Source organism: Companilactobacillus keshanensis, assembly GCF_003946205.1.
Classification (GTDB): domain Bacteria; phylum Bacillota; class Bacilli; order Lactobacillales; family Lactobacillaceae; genus Companilactobacillus; species Companilactobacillus keshanensis.
This window is the reverse complement of the sequence record NZ_RHOS01000003.1, coordinates 160,444-176,610: the sequence shown is the minus strand read 5'-3', so window position 1 is coordinate 176,610 and position 16,167 is coordinate 160,444. Positions and strand designations below refer to the sequence as shown.

Here is a 16,167-nt window from a genome sequence, read left to right as displayed (position 1 = left end):
TTATAATCTGGCCTCCAAACAATCACATTCTACCTCATATGATGCTTTTTCTCTCTTATTTTGCAACTGTAAAATTAAATCATTGATATCACCCTTAGAAATATTTGAATTTTCAATCAAATCTCCAATGGCTTTTCCTTTTTTCATACAACAAAGACTATCGAACAAATCATTGACACTTTCATGTATTGCGTCATTTTCAGCAATCAGAGGTTTATAAATATATGGTCGATTAGATTCGTCAGCAACTAAGAAATTCTTTTTTTGTAATCTGATTATTAAAGTTTTTATAGTAGCCGTTTTCCAAGTTGTCTTTTTCTCTAAAATATCAATAACTTCTTTACTAGTTGCCTGACCCAATGTCCAAATAATTCTCATCACTTGCCATTCGGCCTTAGTCATATTTTGTATCTCTGCCATAGATATCAAGTCCTTTGTTTACAAATGTAATCTTTATTACAATTCGTAGTTTACACTTGTAAACACATTTTGTAAAGAGTTTTAATCCTTAATAAAAAAATAGGACAAAACATGGTCAACTTTCGAACATCAAAGCAAAGAGACACTGTAATCCGATTTTGGATTACAGTGTCCCTTACTTTAAAATAAAAAATCATGTTTTGTCGCATATTTATACTGCATACCTAATTACAATAATATTTACGTCACAGCTTCTTTTTAGTACTGATTGTTAATCACTACAAGCTTAAGATCAATTGATTCTTACTATCTTTATTTTCGATCTTTTTTCTTGAAGCCTAACCAACCCAGAAATAATAAAACTACCGCACCTATCCAACCTAGAAAAGTTGATTTATCACTTGTTTGAGGCAATAATCCCTGGTTCCCTTGTAAAATAGGGTTGCCTTTCGTTTTATTGGTATAGCCCGATTGATTTGAATTATTTATTGTTGTTAATAGTGGATCCCTTTCTGATGTGACATTTTCGCTATCATTATTTGAACTAGTTATAATTCCATTTTTAGATGTTGTTTGAGTACCCGATCCCTTTGCAGTGATCGTATTTGGAATAACAGGTTTTGATGAATCAGATTTATTGTAAAATTTATCAACTTCAGTGGGGCTTTTAGAACTGGAACTATCGAGTGAAGAATTATTATTCGATGGTTTTATTATATCAGGCGTTCCGGTGCTATTAGTTCCGCCTTTTGGAATATTAGGTCTCTCTGGATTAACTGGAGTTGTCGGTGCCGTTGGGTTATCTGGAGTTACTGGTACTACAGGGTTATCCGGAGTTATCGGTATTGTTGGATCTGTACCACCGCCTGTAGGATCTTTGGTTGGTCCAAGGTCTAGTTCATAGTCGACTGATTCATTAGCGGTTATCGTACCATTGTCGTTAACGGTTGCCTGAATCGTTTTCTTATCTGCAACATATCCCAGAACCTCTGGAACATCAATAGTCACATCCGTGCCAACTTGACCAGTTACATTTTTATCAATTGATGTTACCCATGGTTGATCAGCTAAATTGCTCGGTACTTTAACGTCCGCTGTAACCATCTTTTTTACCAATGTGAGTTCCAGATCACTTGTCCCATACCAACCAGTATCAAGACCACCAGAGCTCAATACAAATGTAACAGTAATATTTTGTCCACGATAATTCTCAGGAATTGTTAATTGATCACTGTACTCATCATAATCTAAGTTCTCTCCATTAATACTAAATTTCAATTGAGCCAATTGATCCGATAATAGTCCAAGATTCTTGGCAATAGTTGCTCTTACATCTAAAGCATTTGTGTAAGTAGCATAAACTGTCGCTGCCATTTTCTTTTGATCAGAAAAGGCTTCATTTCCAATTGTTCCAATTTTGCCATCAATTTTAATATTCTGAAGATTGTTATCAGAAAAAGCCTTATCTCCTAAACTATCAAGATCACCAGTCAAAACGATCCCAGTTAAATCATTATTTGCAAAGGAATTATTGCCAATACTAGCCACACTCTTAGGAATCGTTAATGTTCCACTCAAATTATTATTAGTAAAGGAATTCGTACCAATAGTTACAACATTTGAATCTAAAGTTAAACTACTAAGTTTATTATTTGCAAAGGAATTATCACCAATATTAACAACATTATCCGGCAACACTAAATAACCATTTAGATTGTTATTTTCAAACACACCGGTATTAATTTTAGTAATCAAATCATTAAATTTTATTCCAGTTATTTGATTATTAGCAAAAGCATAATCACCTAGTTGTGACAATTTATTAGGTAATGTTATTATTCCAGCTATTTGATTATTAGCAAAAGCCGATGTACCAACTGTTTCAAGATTTGTACCTAAGGTCAAATTTGTTATTTTATTATTTTTAAAAGCGTTTTCCGCTATATTAGTAGTTTTATCCGGTATTACTAATTTACTGATATCATTACCGCTAAAGGCATCACTATTGATCTGTGTGACCTGATTCAAATCGACATCAGTCAATTCATTATTTTTAAATGCATCGACACCAATCGACCAAATACCATCAGTGAAACTAACTGAAGTTAATTTATTACTTTCAAATGCACTGTCACCGATCCATTGAAGATTTTTACCAAAAGTAACCGAAGTTAATCCATCGATAACAGATAAATTATCATCACTAGAACCGTCATTATTAAAGGCATTGGCGGCAATGGCTACAACCGGAATCCCCTTATAGTAATCTGGAATCGTTATATCAGTGGAATACTTAGGATCTTTTCCACCATTAGCTGTTTTTTGAGCGGCACCAGTATATCCGGTCACGATGTAATTTCCATTGACATCCTGACTATAGCTGAAATCAGATTGTGGATCGGCACTCGTATCAGTAGCACTATCTTCATCAGTCGTTGGAGTAGTGGGTTTGACTATCGGCGAATCACCTGAATCGGAAGTTTTGTCAGGATCAGATTGCGTATCAGTATTTACACCAGAATCGTTATTTGAACCCGTGGTTCCAGAATCAGATCTACTTGAACCAGAGATTGAAGAACCGGTATCCACATTGCTAGAATCACTCTGATCACTGGTGGCGCGTTGATCTGAATCTACTGATCCAGATTTTACAATTGGAGAGTCATTCTCAGTTGGAGTTTGATTTGTTATTGATGTATCGGAAGGATCTGCTTTAACATTTGTTCCTATCATCAGACTAGTACCCAATCCAACTAATGTTGCACTGGTCAATAACAAATTGCGTTTCAATTTACATTTTTCGCTCAATTTATACGCCTATCACCAGTTAAGCTCATTGGTGTCCTCTCTTTTTGATATTAAATAATTTATAAGCACCCTCTACAATCAGAATAACACTTATACCAAATGACGATAACACTAAACCACATTTTACTCACAGTCAATAAACTACCCCACATTAATCTATTTAGATCAATTCATGCAAATACTTTTTATATAATATGAATTATTAGGCATAATCTATATGTTAAAATTATAATAGTATATTAACAAGGAGACGATTTATGCAGATAAAAAAGTTATCTATCACACTTCTGACCTTCTTATTAACAATAAGTTGTTTTCAACTAAATGGGCTAAAAGTATCCGCTGAAGATACCGGCGGTGATACGAATACTGAGGATATCGGATACTATCATAAACCCACTAAAGATGTAAAAAAATTCTTTGGTATTTGGCTAACAACCGGTTTTGCACTACAGCCAAAAGCGGAGAATAATGTGGTTGTTGGAGATACTATCACTCTACGAACCGATTCAGCCCGTTCGGCAATTTTTGCCGCTGCAACATTAGATAGATGGGCCGTATATCAATGGTATAAGTTTACTCCTGGCGATAAGGGCTGGACTGCAGTCAGCAAAAATGACGGGGGAAAAAAAGAGAATCTTGTCATAACTGGTAAAACGGCCAATGAAACTACGTATTATCAATTACAAGTTAGATGGCGAAATATCATTATAAATTCATTGGCAAAAAAAATATATTCACAGGTAGCTGCAGTCCACACAGTCCCTTATCCAATTGATGGGGAGGAAATGACTGTTAAAACTGACGATGATTATATTTATAGTACATCATTTGATATGGCGGCCACTTCTACTTATGCCCACGCCGATATCATACCTGAGAACTATACCGGTAATGTTACTTGGAGTGTAGATGACAAATCTCTTGCCACCATTGATGAAGATACTGGTCTTTTAACCGCCGTGACAAAAAAAGAGGTCCAAGGTACAGTTACGGTTACTGGTACCTTACATAACCCTGTTGGTGACGACCTTCAGGCAACTACTGAAGTAAGAGTTGGACAAGGATTAGAGGATCAGACTGTTAAGGCCGGTGAAGAAGCAACCTTTGCCATTCAAGGTAACCTGGGAGATCTAGAAGACATAGATGATGGCGGTGACGACGGTGACGAAGGTGGAGACGGCAGTGATGGTTCTGAATATACTGTTAAGTGGTATCGAGATAATCCGGACGGCTCCAGAGTTCAGGTAAATAAAGGTGACGAATTAAATGGGGCTTTGTCCGTCACAAGTGATCCCACAAATATGGAAGATGACAACCAAAGCAGATATCAGGCTGTCATCAACGTTAAATTAGGGGTTATTAATAAAAATTATACTACTAATAAAGCCACTTTAACAGTCATACCCGACGGGTCTCCAGATATAACAGTTAATAACAGTATCACAAACGTCGAATATCATGACGAGTTAGACAGTGATTTGCATTTATTTGGAGTAAATGAAGGCGACAAAATAACCGAAGAATCCATTATTACTAATAATAGTGGTACTGGAATCCTATCGGCTGCCTCGTATCACGTCCCTATTAGAGAAACCTCTACCATAAATTCGGTTGTTGTCGATGACAAGGAATTATCAGATGATGAATACAAAGTAGTAACTAAATCTAAAACTGGTACTAAAGAACTTGTAGTTCCTAATCTGAGTTTTAGCACTAAGCAGAGTCATTCAATACAAGTAACAAGTAGTGTGGGCTCAGTTGATGAAAAGGAAACGCTGCACACCACCCCCTATATATTGGGACAAGTATCCACAGCTGATGATTATCGTAGTGATGGATCTGAAGAGGCCATTACTTATTCAACCAACACGATTCAAATGAACGCCGAAGATATTCATTTTGGAAATATAAATCCTCTCTCATCAAATAAAACTATCTACCGACCTGACGAATTGAATGAACCACAAAATGTCATTGAAATTGATGACCAGCGACGCAATAAGAATCATGCTGAGGTTCGTGCTCAGCAAGATGGTGAATTCCTCAATTCCGAAAATGTTAAACTTTTCGGAAATCTAACTTTCGTCAATAATGGTACTGTTCATGATCTTTTGGAAAATGATCAATTGATCCAATCTACCAGCGAGGGCAATTCTGTTCCATCTATTGGCTGGTCTAGAGAAAACGGAATATTATTACATATCAGTGACGCCAATCTAACAAATGGTAACTTCAAAACCAAAATAAATTGGTCGATTGTTGAAAGTATTTAATAATCTATGGAAAATAAGAACAGTTACTTAAACATACGAAAAAAATAACTTTTCTGCTTAAATAAAGACACTGTAATCAAATTTGATTACAGTGTCTTTATTTTATAGAAAGTTGACCACATTTGGTCACACTATCTCTTAATCTATTTAATTGGGCATGCCCCGCTTTCACAATCTGATTGATCAACTAACTCTAAGTCTTTCTTATCATGATTGTCAGTTAGTACAGCAAATTCTTCGGCGACATTACCGTTGATTTCTGATTCACGCTCTTGATAAATTTTTTTATCGATTGGTTCTTTAGGAGCTTGCTTAAGCTCACCACCACTATATGGCAAAAGTGAGGTAGATTTTGTCGTATGACGATATTGATACATCAATGGTGCGATTTCCTTAGCTTCATCTGGTTGGAAAGTTACGGTACAACTGACTGCATTATCTGACCAGTATGTTTGTAAGAATGCTTGTGTAGCAAATTGTTCGGCAATAGAAACGTTGCCAGCAGAAGCAAAATTTGGATTATCAGCATTTACTGCTTTAACAGGAAATTCTACACACATTGTATGTTTTGTATAAATATCTGGTTCAATCTTGTATCCACAAGCCTTTAGTGCTGGAAGTAGTGGGTCACTATCTTGAAATCTAATTCTTTGAATCAAATATCCAGCATAGTGGAAGTGCATCCCTTCTGAAACACCGGCAAGTTTGGCGACAGTACCTGATGGTTTAACCGTTGTATGTTTAATCGAAGGCTGACAATTTAGGGCCTTTGAGTATTCATTATCAGCTTTAACAACTGCATGATACAAATCATCAAACTTATTAACGATTCTTTGATCATAGATCGGTTTCTTAATTACTACACCATCGTCTACTACGTCTTTAAATCCAGTAACAACACGATTACCAAAGGTATTTAAAATCCAATCTTGAATACCGGACATTGAAACACCAATACGACGATTCTTCTTAATAACATTACGTGAAACTTCCCAATCATAATTACTGAAGGTTACACGTTTTGTATATCTAGCAGCTAATTCAAAGGCTTTTTCTAGATTCCAGCCTTGTTTTTCAGCAATAACTGGAAACAATTCAAATAAATTACATGGTTCACCATTACTTAGAGAAATTTCACCACAAGGATTAGTTCCTTCTACGTCACCATCAATTCCTGGTTGATAACCATCAGCAATACGACCATAGTTACGTGACAATTCAAGGTTAACGATACCTGGTTCACCATTATGCGTAATCGAGTCAGCAATTGGTTGATACTTAGTAAACTTAGAATCAACTGAAACACTGTTATTTGAGGCCCAACGATGATGATAAAGTTTCTTTTGGTCTTGCTTCATTGTAATAAAATCTTCATCGATTGCTCCGCCTAAAGCTAATTCCGCAGAACGACGAACATTACCAGCAACAACCGTTTTACCGATCAAATTACCCATATCAGTACAATCAACAGAAGTTAATTGTCTGCCGACCGCCTCATCCAGCACTTGATTGATATCATAAAACATTTCGATTAAAGGAACTGGACCAGATGCAGTACCACCAAAACCCTTAATTTTAGTACCTTTAGCTCTTATATCAGTAATATCTAAGACAACATCGGCAATTTTATCTTCATTGGTAGAAGCAAAATGAGCATCGATCATATTAGCATTGGCAATTACCCATCCTTCACGAGTATCCGGCAATTTGTAGAAACGAGTATTTTCTGTGCTATGATCCTTCATCCATTCTTCACGGTCAAAAGCACCCGCTTTGATTGCATCATCGTAAGAGGCACTTTTTTTACCGATCAAAACAGTTAAATTGACGTTTTGATCAACAACTGGCATCTGCTTCATATTTTCAGGAACAACGGAAAAGCCAACTCCGCCACCCTTCATTAATTGGTCAAACATGAATGAAAATGGCATCGAAACAGCAACTTGATCTTTCTTCAAATATGATGGGACGATATGACTGTTACCATAAGCCTGTGGACGAATAGCAATAAACCAGCAGTTGTTTAAAGCATCACCATTTCTATCTTGATAATCTGTTCCAGAGATCCAAAGATTTCTACCTGAAGGAGTTGCAGCTAAACCATAAACCAATTTATACAATTCTTGTGCTTCACCAACAAGTCCAGAATATTCTTCATCGGTTAATGAATCATTTTGTAAACGAGGGTCAAGATTGATATTTCCTTCGACAACACGTTTAACAGTTTCAGACCAATTTTCGGTACGTCCCAATTCTGGTATCCAACGGGCATATGTCCGTTTATAAGTAACCCAGCCTAGTTCTCCCCAATGTGGTTTGACTGTTTCTTTAACATGATCAACAAAATCTTTTTTTAAGGTAATCTTATTTAATAAACTCATTATGCTTCACTCCAATTAAAATAAATAACACAATATATAGTATCTCAAACCTTTTGAGATAACAAGATATTGTGTTTAGAAATCATTGCTGCACAAAGTCATAAACCGAACAGAAGTTTTGTATATTGGCATTTGCTGCTATTTTTTTCTGAATAATTTTTTTTAAATTCACAAACGTGAAATTATACTTAAGTTTTTGAACTCGCAAATTCAATTTTAATATGTTTATAACTTGATAAGCAATGGTTTTTTTAATTAGCATTTATGTGAATAATTCAAGTGGTTGACAAGAAATTCTCCGATAAAAAATATTGAAATAACCTTGACGGTTTTAATCGCCCTTACTTGACTTCTGACAGACAGAGTACCCATTTTAGACAATCACCTTAGATGACTGTCAATGGATTTATACCGCATAAATTACATTTTCCCTAAATTAAACCAAAAAACATACCCTAATTAAGGATGCTTTTAATTTTTTCTTCTATTGAAACCCAACAATCCTAAAAATCCCAAAATAATTGTACCTATCCAAGATAGGCTACTAGATTTTTCACTAGTTTGAGGAAGTTTGGAAACATTTGAAAACACATTTTTGCTTTTTGCAGGATTAATTGATTCATTATTACTTGCTTTAAAAAAAGTGTCCTCACTATTAGGAACTATTGTGTTACCACTCTGGTTAGATTCTCTAATTGAATAATTATTGGATATATTAGAATTACCTTGTTCATCTGTCGATGTGTTTGAATTATTTGTCCCTGAATCTGAATTTGAATCAGTTCCAGAGTTTTGATCAGTATCAGTATTTGAATCAGTATCTGTTCCCGTATTTGAACCAGTATTGGGATCTGTCCCTGAATCACTATCATCTGAATCCGTATTACTTCCAGTATTCGGAGTGTACTTAACTGCACTATTGGCGGTTATCGTCCCATCATCATTGACTGTGGCATAGATTGATCCTGGACTTACAGAATATCCTGAAACAACAGGAACATTTACCTTTACTTGTGCTCCTACCTGTCCTTCTACTTTCGAGACCACGGGGTCATGATCTAAGTTACTAGGGATCCTAACGTCATAGATCACCATTTTTTTATTCAAGGTTAACTCAAGATTTTTGGTTCCATACCAACCAGTGTCTGGTCCATCTGAAGTGAGAGTCAAATTCATAACAGTATCTTTTCCTTGATAATCTTTTGGAAGGGTAAGCTTATCTTTAGACTCGTCATAATTCAAGATAGTATCGCCCAAAGTGAATTGTAATTGAGCCAAGTTGTCTGCGGATAATCCTAATTGTTTTGCCACGGCTTTTTTAACGTCTAAAGCCTGTGTGACCGAAGCATCCACAGATACAGGTAATTTTTCCTGATTTGCAAAGGCTCCATCACCAATTGCGTTTATATCTTGTTCAATTTTAATAGTTTGCAAATTATTGTTATTGAAAGCATTGTCACCCAAATTATCTAATGATCCCGCCAAGTCAACTCCAGTTAAACTGTTGTTGTCAAAAGCACTTTCACCGACACTTGTTACACTATTGGGAACGATCATATTACCGGACAAATTATTATTAGAAAAAGAAGATGTTCCAATAGTCTCCAGATTTGGATTTAATGATAAAATTTCCAGTTTATTATTATAAAAAGCACTATTTCCAATATTAGTAATGTTATCAGGTAATACCAATGAACCCTGCAATTCATTATTTTCAAACACACCAGTATTCACCTTAGTTATTTTATCGTTAAAAGTTAAACCAGTTATCTTATTATCAGCAAAGGCATAATCACCCAATTCCGCCAATAAATCCGGCAAAGTCACTGTTCCAGTGATTTGATTATGTTGAAATGCCCCTGTTCCAATACTTGCAGTTTCATCAGTAGTTGTCCCAACTATTTTATTATCAAAAATTACGCCAGTTATTGCATTATCTGCAAAAACGTAATCACCCAATCGAATCAACGAAGCGGGAAAAGTTATTACGCCAGAAATTCCATTATTTTGAAAAGCCGATGTACCAATAGTTGCAAGATTTGATCCTAATGTTAAATCGGTTATATGATTTCCTTCAAAAGCATAATCAGCAATATTAGTCGTTTTATCAGGTATAACCAATTTATTAAGATCATTGTCACTAAAAGCATAGTCATTAATTTGTGTAACGTGATTCAAGTCAATATCACTCAACTGATTATTTGAAAATGCATGTGCCCCAACCGACCAAGTACTATCAGGAAAACTCATTTTTATTAAATTATTACCAGCAAAGGCATAATCACCAATTTGTGTCACTTTATTAAAAGAGACATCATTCAATTGATTATTTTCAAAGGCATTATTTCCAATTGACCATGTACTGTCTGGCAACTTAATTGAAGTTAACTTATTACCGGCGAATGCGTATTTACCAATTTGTTGAATATTTTTTCCGATAGTAACTGAGGTCAATCCATCAACAATGGATAAATTGTCACTGTTACCAGATTCATTGTTAAAAGCATTGTCCCCAATTGCAGTAACAAAACCGTTCTTATAAGTATCAGGAATTGTTATATCTGTGGAATACGTTGGATCAACTCCACCATTGGCCGCTTTTTGAGCGGAACCTGTATATCCCGTGACTGTATAATTTCCATCATCATTCTGGTCAAAACTAAAATCAGACTGATCATCCGTTGATTCATCAGGATTATTAGTATCGGCTGTAGGAGCGTTTTGATCATCGTCTGTAACCGTAGTCCCGGTTGAATTTGATTTGTCGGAAACTACTGTATCTCCAGCATCACTAACGGGATCTTCGACTGTATTATTTGCTTTAAGCAAGGATACTGACTGTGTAGTTTGATCTTGAGTTGTATTTACTACATTAGTCGAATTAGCTTTTACATTTGTTACCAGCATCATACTGGCACCAAGCCCGGCCAATGTAGCACCAGTCAGCAATAATTTTCTTTCAACTTGACGTTTATCTGTCAATTGGGAATTACCAATCACCCATAAATTAGAGGTGTCCTCTCATTTTTATAATTTTTTTTATCAAACAAGTATTATCATACCACTGTAAATCAAATCGTTTAACGGAGTATTTTTCCTAATTTCAGTAGTCAATAAATCAAAAAAATAACCAATCATATTTTAAAATATGATTGGCCAGTTTCATAAATTCAATCAACTTGCAAATTATCTTCAGATGGCATTTTCTTAATTGCTTGTTTTAACATAAACGGAGCAATAATAGTTATCAGAATGATAATCAGAATAATGTCAGAGTAATAATCTCCAGATAACAAATGGGCCGAAAATCCAATTTGAGCGGTTATCAAAGCCATTTCACCTCGTGAAATCATTCCAGCTCCAACTAAATAATCACTACTGTTCGAGAATCCATTTATCTTAGCACCCAATCCGCAGCCGAATAGCTTAGTCAAAACTCCCAAGATCGTCATCGTAATAATAAACGGTAGTGACTGCCAAACACCAGCAAAGGTCATATTCAATCCGACACTAACAAAGAAAATTGGAATAAATAATGTATAGCCAACTGGTTCGATATTAGTATCGATTTCTTTTTGATAATCAGTCTGAGCCACAGCAATTCCGGCAAAGAACGCACCGATTGCACCGCTCAATCCAACTAAATTAGCCAACCAGGCCATTCCTAAGCAAATTATCATTGACATAATGGCTGGACTAACGGCCATCAACAAGTGATTACTCAAGCTCATCAATAACGGCGCGATCCAGCGAAACAAAAGATATACTCCCGCAAAGAATGCTACTTGTTCTAATAAAACAACCCCAATATTAGTTGAACTTTTACTGCCCATCATTGAGATCATAACACTCAGTAAAATAACTCCAATGATATCATCGGCCACAGCCGCTCCCAAAATAGTGGCCCCTTCCTTAGTATTTAATGTATGAAATTCTTTGAGGACCTCAACTGAAATAGATACTGATGTGGCTGAAAAGATAACTCCGATAAATAATGCCTCAAATGAAGTAAAGTTAAATATCAAACTTACCCCACCCATGATCACTACTGGGAAAATAACTCCAATAATAGCGACAATCACAGCTGGGCGAAGATATTTCTTGAGTAGTTGCAAGTTACTCTCCAATCCGCCAATAAACATCAAGATAACTACCCCAATTTCAGAGAAGGCATTTACCAACGTATTAAGATGGACCCAATTTAAAATTGCTGGTCCGACAACAACTCCAACAATAATTTCACCAATAACGGCTGGGATCCCCGCCAGATGTGAAAAATGTCCAGCTAATGTTGTACAAAATAATAAGAAACATAATGTACCTAAAAATGCCATGCTGACCCCTCCCGCTTTTTAATCCATGATTTTAAAACGTTTTGTAACTAGTAGTGCATAATGAATCGTTAATCCTAATAATAATCCAATTATAGCTGGAATGAACCAATCCATTCCCAATTCTGCAAAAGGAAGATATATTTTATCCCATTTCAAAATTGTCTGTGCAAATCCTTGTTGAGAAATAATAGCTGGTGCTGAATTCAGCGCATCAATCAATGCAGGAATAATTGTAAAAGTTGTGGTAGTGATATAAACAATTGAATCCCGATTAAACAATGGCGACATGATCGAAAGAATGATCAAAGTTATTGCTAATGGATAGAGAAACATCAACATTGGCGTTGACCAAGAAATGATTTGTTCTAGTCCCATATTGGCAATCAAAAATGAGGCCGTGCAAGAAAGAATGTTCCAGAATTTATAAGATGTTTTAGGGAATTTAGCGTGTAAGGCTTCAGCAAACGAAGAAATTAAACCAACCGCTGTAGTCAAACAAGTCAAAGTTGCCATAATAGCTAAAATGACTTCGCCTGGTACACCCATAAAATATGAAGCAATTTGAGAAAAACCGATCCCACCATCGGCAGAAATTTTGAAATGTGTTAAAGAAGTAGCGCCGATCCAGATAAGGCCAAGATAGATGAATGCCTCCAAAGAAATACTCATCAAACTTGACTTTGCTGCCGTTTTGGCAATAGCAGCTGGATTGTTTTGTCCAAGGCTACGTATTGACGTAACAACAACGATACCGAATAATAAAGCAGCTAATGCATCCATCGTGTTATATCCTTGTAAAAATCCATTTAAAAAAGCTCCGTTTTGATAATCATTTGTAATATGAGCTGTAGCTACTGTACCCATTGGATGTGTAAAGGCGATACCAAAAATAATGGCTAAAAGGATCAAAAAAGCTGGATTTAATAATTTACCGATTGTATCAATAACTCCAGTTGGTTTCCTAGATGCCCAACCGGCAATCAAGAAGAAAACTAATGAATAACCTAATAGATACCACGGTTCTTGTGCTGCTGAAACATGAGTAGCAATACCAATTTGAAATGGTGTTGTAGCGGTTCTCGGTGTGGCAAACAAGGGTCCCAAAGTTGCACAAGTTAGTATCATAAAAAAAGTTGCATAACGATGTCCAATCGGTTTGGCTAAATCATAAATTCCCGTTGAACGTGTGATGCTGATAGCAATGATACCCAACAATGGTAACAAGGTACCAGTCAACAAAAATCCTAATCCGGCTGTTAGCCAGTGCCCGCCAGCCAATTGACCTAAATGAATTGGAAAAATTAAATTTCCAGCTCCAAAGAACATGCCAAAGAGCATAGAACCGATAATGAGGTAATGTTTAAAAGTTAATTTTTTATTCTTAGTTTCCATATTTGAACTCTCCTAGTTGAATGTATAGTTTTTATAAGATATTCATAACTATTCACTCGGACAAGTCCACCATTACTATTAGTCAAATTAGTCATTATTGACCGCCTCCAGTTTAAATGAACCAAAAAAGCGTCCTCAGAAAATCATTAAAGATTTTCAAAGGACGCTTCTGCGCGGTACCACCCTCATTGCATTGCTTTCACAACACCACTTCGCGTACAAAGATACGCTAGCACTATAATGGGTGCACCCATGCGACACTTGCTATTGCTTGCATTGCCAGCTCCGTGGTTACTTTCGTTGATCGATCAATGCCATTTTCCAGATAACATGGCTCTCTGTAATCTGATACAATCAATTACTTCTCCACTTTCTTGCTGTTAAATTCATTTATTTTTAATGTCATTAGAATATTCTAATTTAGAAGCTTTGTCAACATGCTTTTGAGACAAAATAAAAAATCGACTGAGGATTAACTCAAGTCGACTTTGAATTTACTTATTAATATATGATTCAACAAGCTTCTTGTTATCTTCGTTAGTGATTGATTCATTAACAGCACGTTCTGCTAATTCTTTAAGATCAGCTGTGCTCAACTTCTTCATCAAACTTCTAACACGAAGTACCGATGTAGCACTCATTGAATACTCATCTAGTCCCATACCAAGAAGTAATGGAACCATAATATTATCACCAGCAGCTTCACCACACATACCAGCCCACTTGCCTTCTTTATGAGCTGATTCGATAACATGCTTAACCAGTCTCAAAATTGAAGGGTTGTATGGTTGATATAGGTAAGAAACATGTTCATTGCCTCGATCAGCAGCCATTGTGTATTGAATCAGGTCGTTTGTTCCAATACTAAAGAAATCAACTTCTTTAGCAAATTGGTCAGCCAAAATAGCAGCTGCAGGAACTTCCATCATCATACCCAATTGGATCTCATCAGAAACTTTTACACCCTTTTCAACTAACTTAGTCTTTTCTTCTTCAAAGACCTTTTTAGCATCACGGAATTCTTGAAGAGTACCGATCATAGGGAACATAATACGAAGTTTACCAAATGCTGAAGCACGTAGTAAAGCTCTTAATTGCGTTCTAAAGATTTCTTGTCTATCCAAACTGATTCTAATGGCACGATAACCCAAGAATGGATTCATTTCTTCTGGAAGTGGCAAGTATGATAGATGCTTGTCTCCACCAATATCCATTGTACGAACAACAACTGGCTTGCCACTCATACCTTCAACAACCTTTTTGTAGGCCTTGAATTGGTCATCTTCTGAAGGTAATTCTTCAGACTGCATGTACAAGAATTCTGTACGATACAAACCAATACCTTCAGCACCATTATCAATAACACCTTGAAGATCATCAGGTGTACCAATATTAGCGGCAATATCAAAATGTTTGCCATCAGCAGTAACTGTGGCTTCATTCTTCAATTTATCCCATTCTGCTTTTTGATCAGCAAAATCTTTAGCTAATTTTTGGTAATGCTTGATATCTTCATCAGATGGGTCCAAAATAGCAGCACCATTTAATCCATCAAGGATAATGGTTTGGCCTTCTGTAGCATCTTTTGTAATTGAATCTGTACCAACAACAGCTGGAAGTTCAAGTGAACGAGCCATGATAGCTGAATGAGCTGTACGACCACCGATATCAGTAACAAATCCTTTAACATATTTTTTATTTAATTGTGCAGTATCACTTGGAGTTAAGTCATGAGCAACGACAATAACTTCATGATCGATCAATGCGGGATTTGGCAATGCTACACCAAGAAGATGAGCCATTACACGCTTAGTAACGTCACGTACATCGGCAGCTCTTTCTTGCATATAGGCATTATCTGTCATACCTTCAAAAATTGAGATAAAGTTATTTGATACATCGCTTAATGATTGTTCAGCATTAACACTTTGATCTTTAATCTGTTGTTCGACAGCTCCAGTAAATTCTGGGTCAGCCAAAATCATCTTGTGGGCATCAAAAACTTGAGCTTCCTCTTCACCCAATGACTCCTTGGCAGTGTCACGGATCTTAGTAAGCTCGTCGTCTGATGTAGAAATAGCATCTTGTAAACGACTGATTTCAGCGTCAGCATCGGAAATACTCTTCTTATCAAAAGATAAATCTGGTTGAACTAAAAGGTATGCTTCTGCGGTAGCAATTCCATCACTTGCGGCAATCCCTTTGATAGTTTTAACCATTATTCAGCAAGTCCTTCCTTTGTCATTGTTTCTGCAATAGCAGCAACAGCGTCAGCAGCATCGTCACCATCAGCTGAGATAGTAACATCTGATCCTTGTCCAACACCTAGTGACATAACACCCATGATTGACTTCAAGTTAACTGATTTACCGTTAAAGTCAATGTTGATGTCTGAGCTGAACTTGCTAGCTGTTTGTACTAACATAGTAGCTGGACGTGCGTGGATACCTGTTTCTGCAATAATGTGAAATTCTTTCTTTTCCATAATATAATACCTCACCATTTTTAAAATTATTCTGTAGTAATCCTACAAATATTCACTAATTAATTTAACAT

General features: G+C 36.1%; 9 protein-coding genes and 1 other annotated feature. Of the genes, 1 reads left to right on the top strand and 8 read right to left on the bottom strand.

The window, feature by feature from the left end; genetic code table 11:
* A complete protein-coding gene (locus EKM64_RS03250; RefSeq protein WP_125675559.1) occupies nt 1-420 on the bottom strand; it encodes a CopY/TcrY family copper transport repressor in 420 nt (139 codons plus the stop codon).
* 312 nt (nt 421-732) lie between these two features.
* Nucleotides 733-3,228: a leucine-rich repeat protein gene (locus EKM64_RS03245; protein ID WP_125675557.1), complete on the bottom strand. Its 2,496-nt coding sequence runs from the start codon at nt 3,226-3,228 to the stop codon at nt 733-735.
* A 257-nt stretch (nt 3,229-3,485) separates the two neighbouring features.
* Between EKM64_RS03245 and EKM64_RS03240 the strand changes: the two genes are divergently transcribed.
* Complete coding sequence (locus EKM64_RS03240) at nt 3,486-5,504, top strand: Ig-like domain-containing protein (RefSeq protein ID WP_125675555.1); 2,019 nt, start codon at nt 3,486-3,488, stop codon at nt 5,502-5,504.
* Between the two features lie 143 nt (nt 5,505-5,647).
* On the opposite strand, the gene nrdJ is transcribed toward EKM64_RS03240, so the two are convergent.
* The 6 genes from nrdJ to EKM64_RS03210 form a co-directional block, all read right to left on the bottom strand.
* On the bottom strand, nt 5,648-7,885 hold the full coding sequence (nrdJ, locus tag EKM64_RS03235) for a ribonucleoside-triphosphate reductase, adenosylcobalamin-dependent (protein ID WP_125675553.1): 2,238 nt from the start codon (nt 7,883-7,885) through the stop codon (nt 5,648-5,650).
* Between the two features lie 471 nt (nt 7,886-8,356).
* Nucleotides 8,357-10,867 (bottom strand): leucine-rich repeat protein, encoded by a 2,511-nt coding sequence (locus EKM64_RS03230; protein ID WP_125675551.1) that lies wholly within the window; start codon nt 10,865-10,867, stop codon nt 8,357-8,359.
* A gap of 188 nt (nt 10,868-11,055) precedes the next feature.
* Nucleotides 11,056-12,219 carry a cation:proton antiporter gene (locus tag EKM64_RS03225; protein ID WP_125675549.1) on the bottom strand — a complete coding sequence of 388 codons (1,164 nt, stop codon included), beginning with the start codon at nt 12,217-12,219 and terminating at the stop codon, nt 11,056-11,058.
* 18 nt (nt 12,220-12,237) lie between these two features.
* Nucleotides 12,238-13,611: a branched-chain amino acid transport system II carrier protein gene (gene brnQ, locus EKM64_RS03220; RefSeq protein WP_125675547.1), complete on the bottom strand. Its 1,374-nt coding sequence runs from the start codon at nt 13,609-13,611 to the stop codon at nt 12,238-12,240.
* A 156-nt stretch (nt 13,612-13,767) separates the two neighbouring features.
* Nucleotides 13,768-13,995: a binding site (T-box leader), on the bottom strand.
* A gap of 110 nt (nt 13,996-14,105) precedes the next feature.
* Entirely contained in the window at nt 14,106-15,830 is a 1,725-nt protein-coding gene (gene ptsP, locus EKM64_RS03215) for a phosphoenolpyruvate--protein phosphotransferase (protein ID WP_125675545.1), read from the bottom strand.
* Complete coding sequence (locus EKM64_RS03210; protein WP_057765009.1) at nt 15,830-16,096, bottom strand: phosphocarrier protein HPr; 267 nt, start codon at nt 16,094-16,096, stop codon at nt 15,830-15,832. Before EKM64_RS03210 ends, ptsP begins: the two co-directional genes overlap by 1 nt.
* Nucleotides 16,097-16,167 lie beyond the last annotated feature (71 nt).

What these genes read in the sequence shown, in the direction of transcription:
- EKM64_RS03250 (WP_125675559.1), bottom strand. Translation starts at nt 420, where the DNA reads ATGGCAGAGATACAAAATATGACTAAGGCCGAATGGCAAGTGATGAGA.
- EKM64_RS03240 (WP_125675555.1), top strand. Translation starts at nt 3,486, where the DNA reads ATGCAGATAAAAAAGTTATCTATCACACTTCTGACCTTCTTATTAACA.
- nrdJ (WP_125675553.1), bottom strand. Translation starts at nt 7,885, where the DNA reads ATGAGTTTATTAAATAAGATTACCTTAAAAAAAGATTTTGTTGATCAT.
- EKM64_RS03225 (WP_125675549.1), bottom strand. Translation starts at nt 12,219, where the DNA reads ATGGCATTTTTAGGTACATTATGTTTCTTATTATTTTGTACAACATTA.
- brnQ (WP_125675547.1), bottom strand. Translation starts at nt 13,611, where the DNA reads ATGGAAACTAAGAATAAAAAATTAACTTTTAAACATTACCTCATTATC.
- ptsP (WP_125675545.1), bottom strand. Translation starts at nt 15,830, where the DNA reads ATGGTTAAAACTATCAAAGGGATTGCCGCAAGTGATGGAATTGCTACC.
- EKM64_RS03210 (WP_057765009.1), bottom strand. Translation starts at nt 16,096, where the DNA reads ATGGAAAAGAAAGAATTTCACATTATTGCAGAAACAGGTATCCACGCA.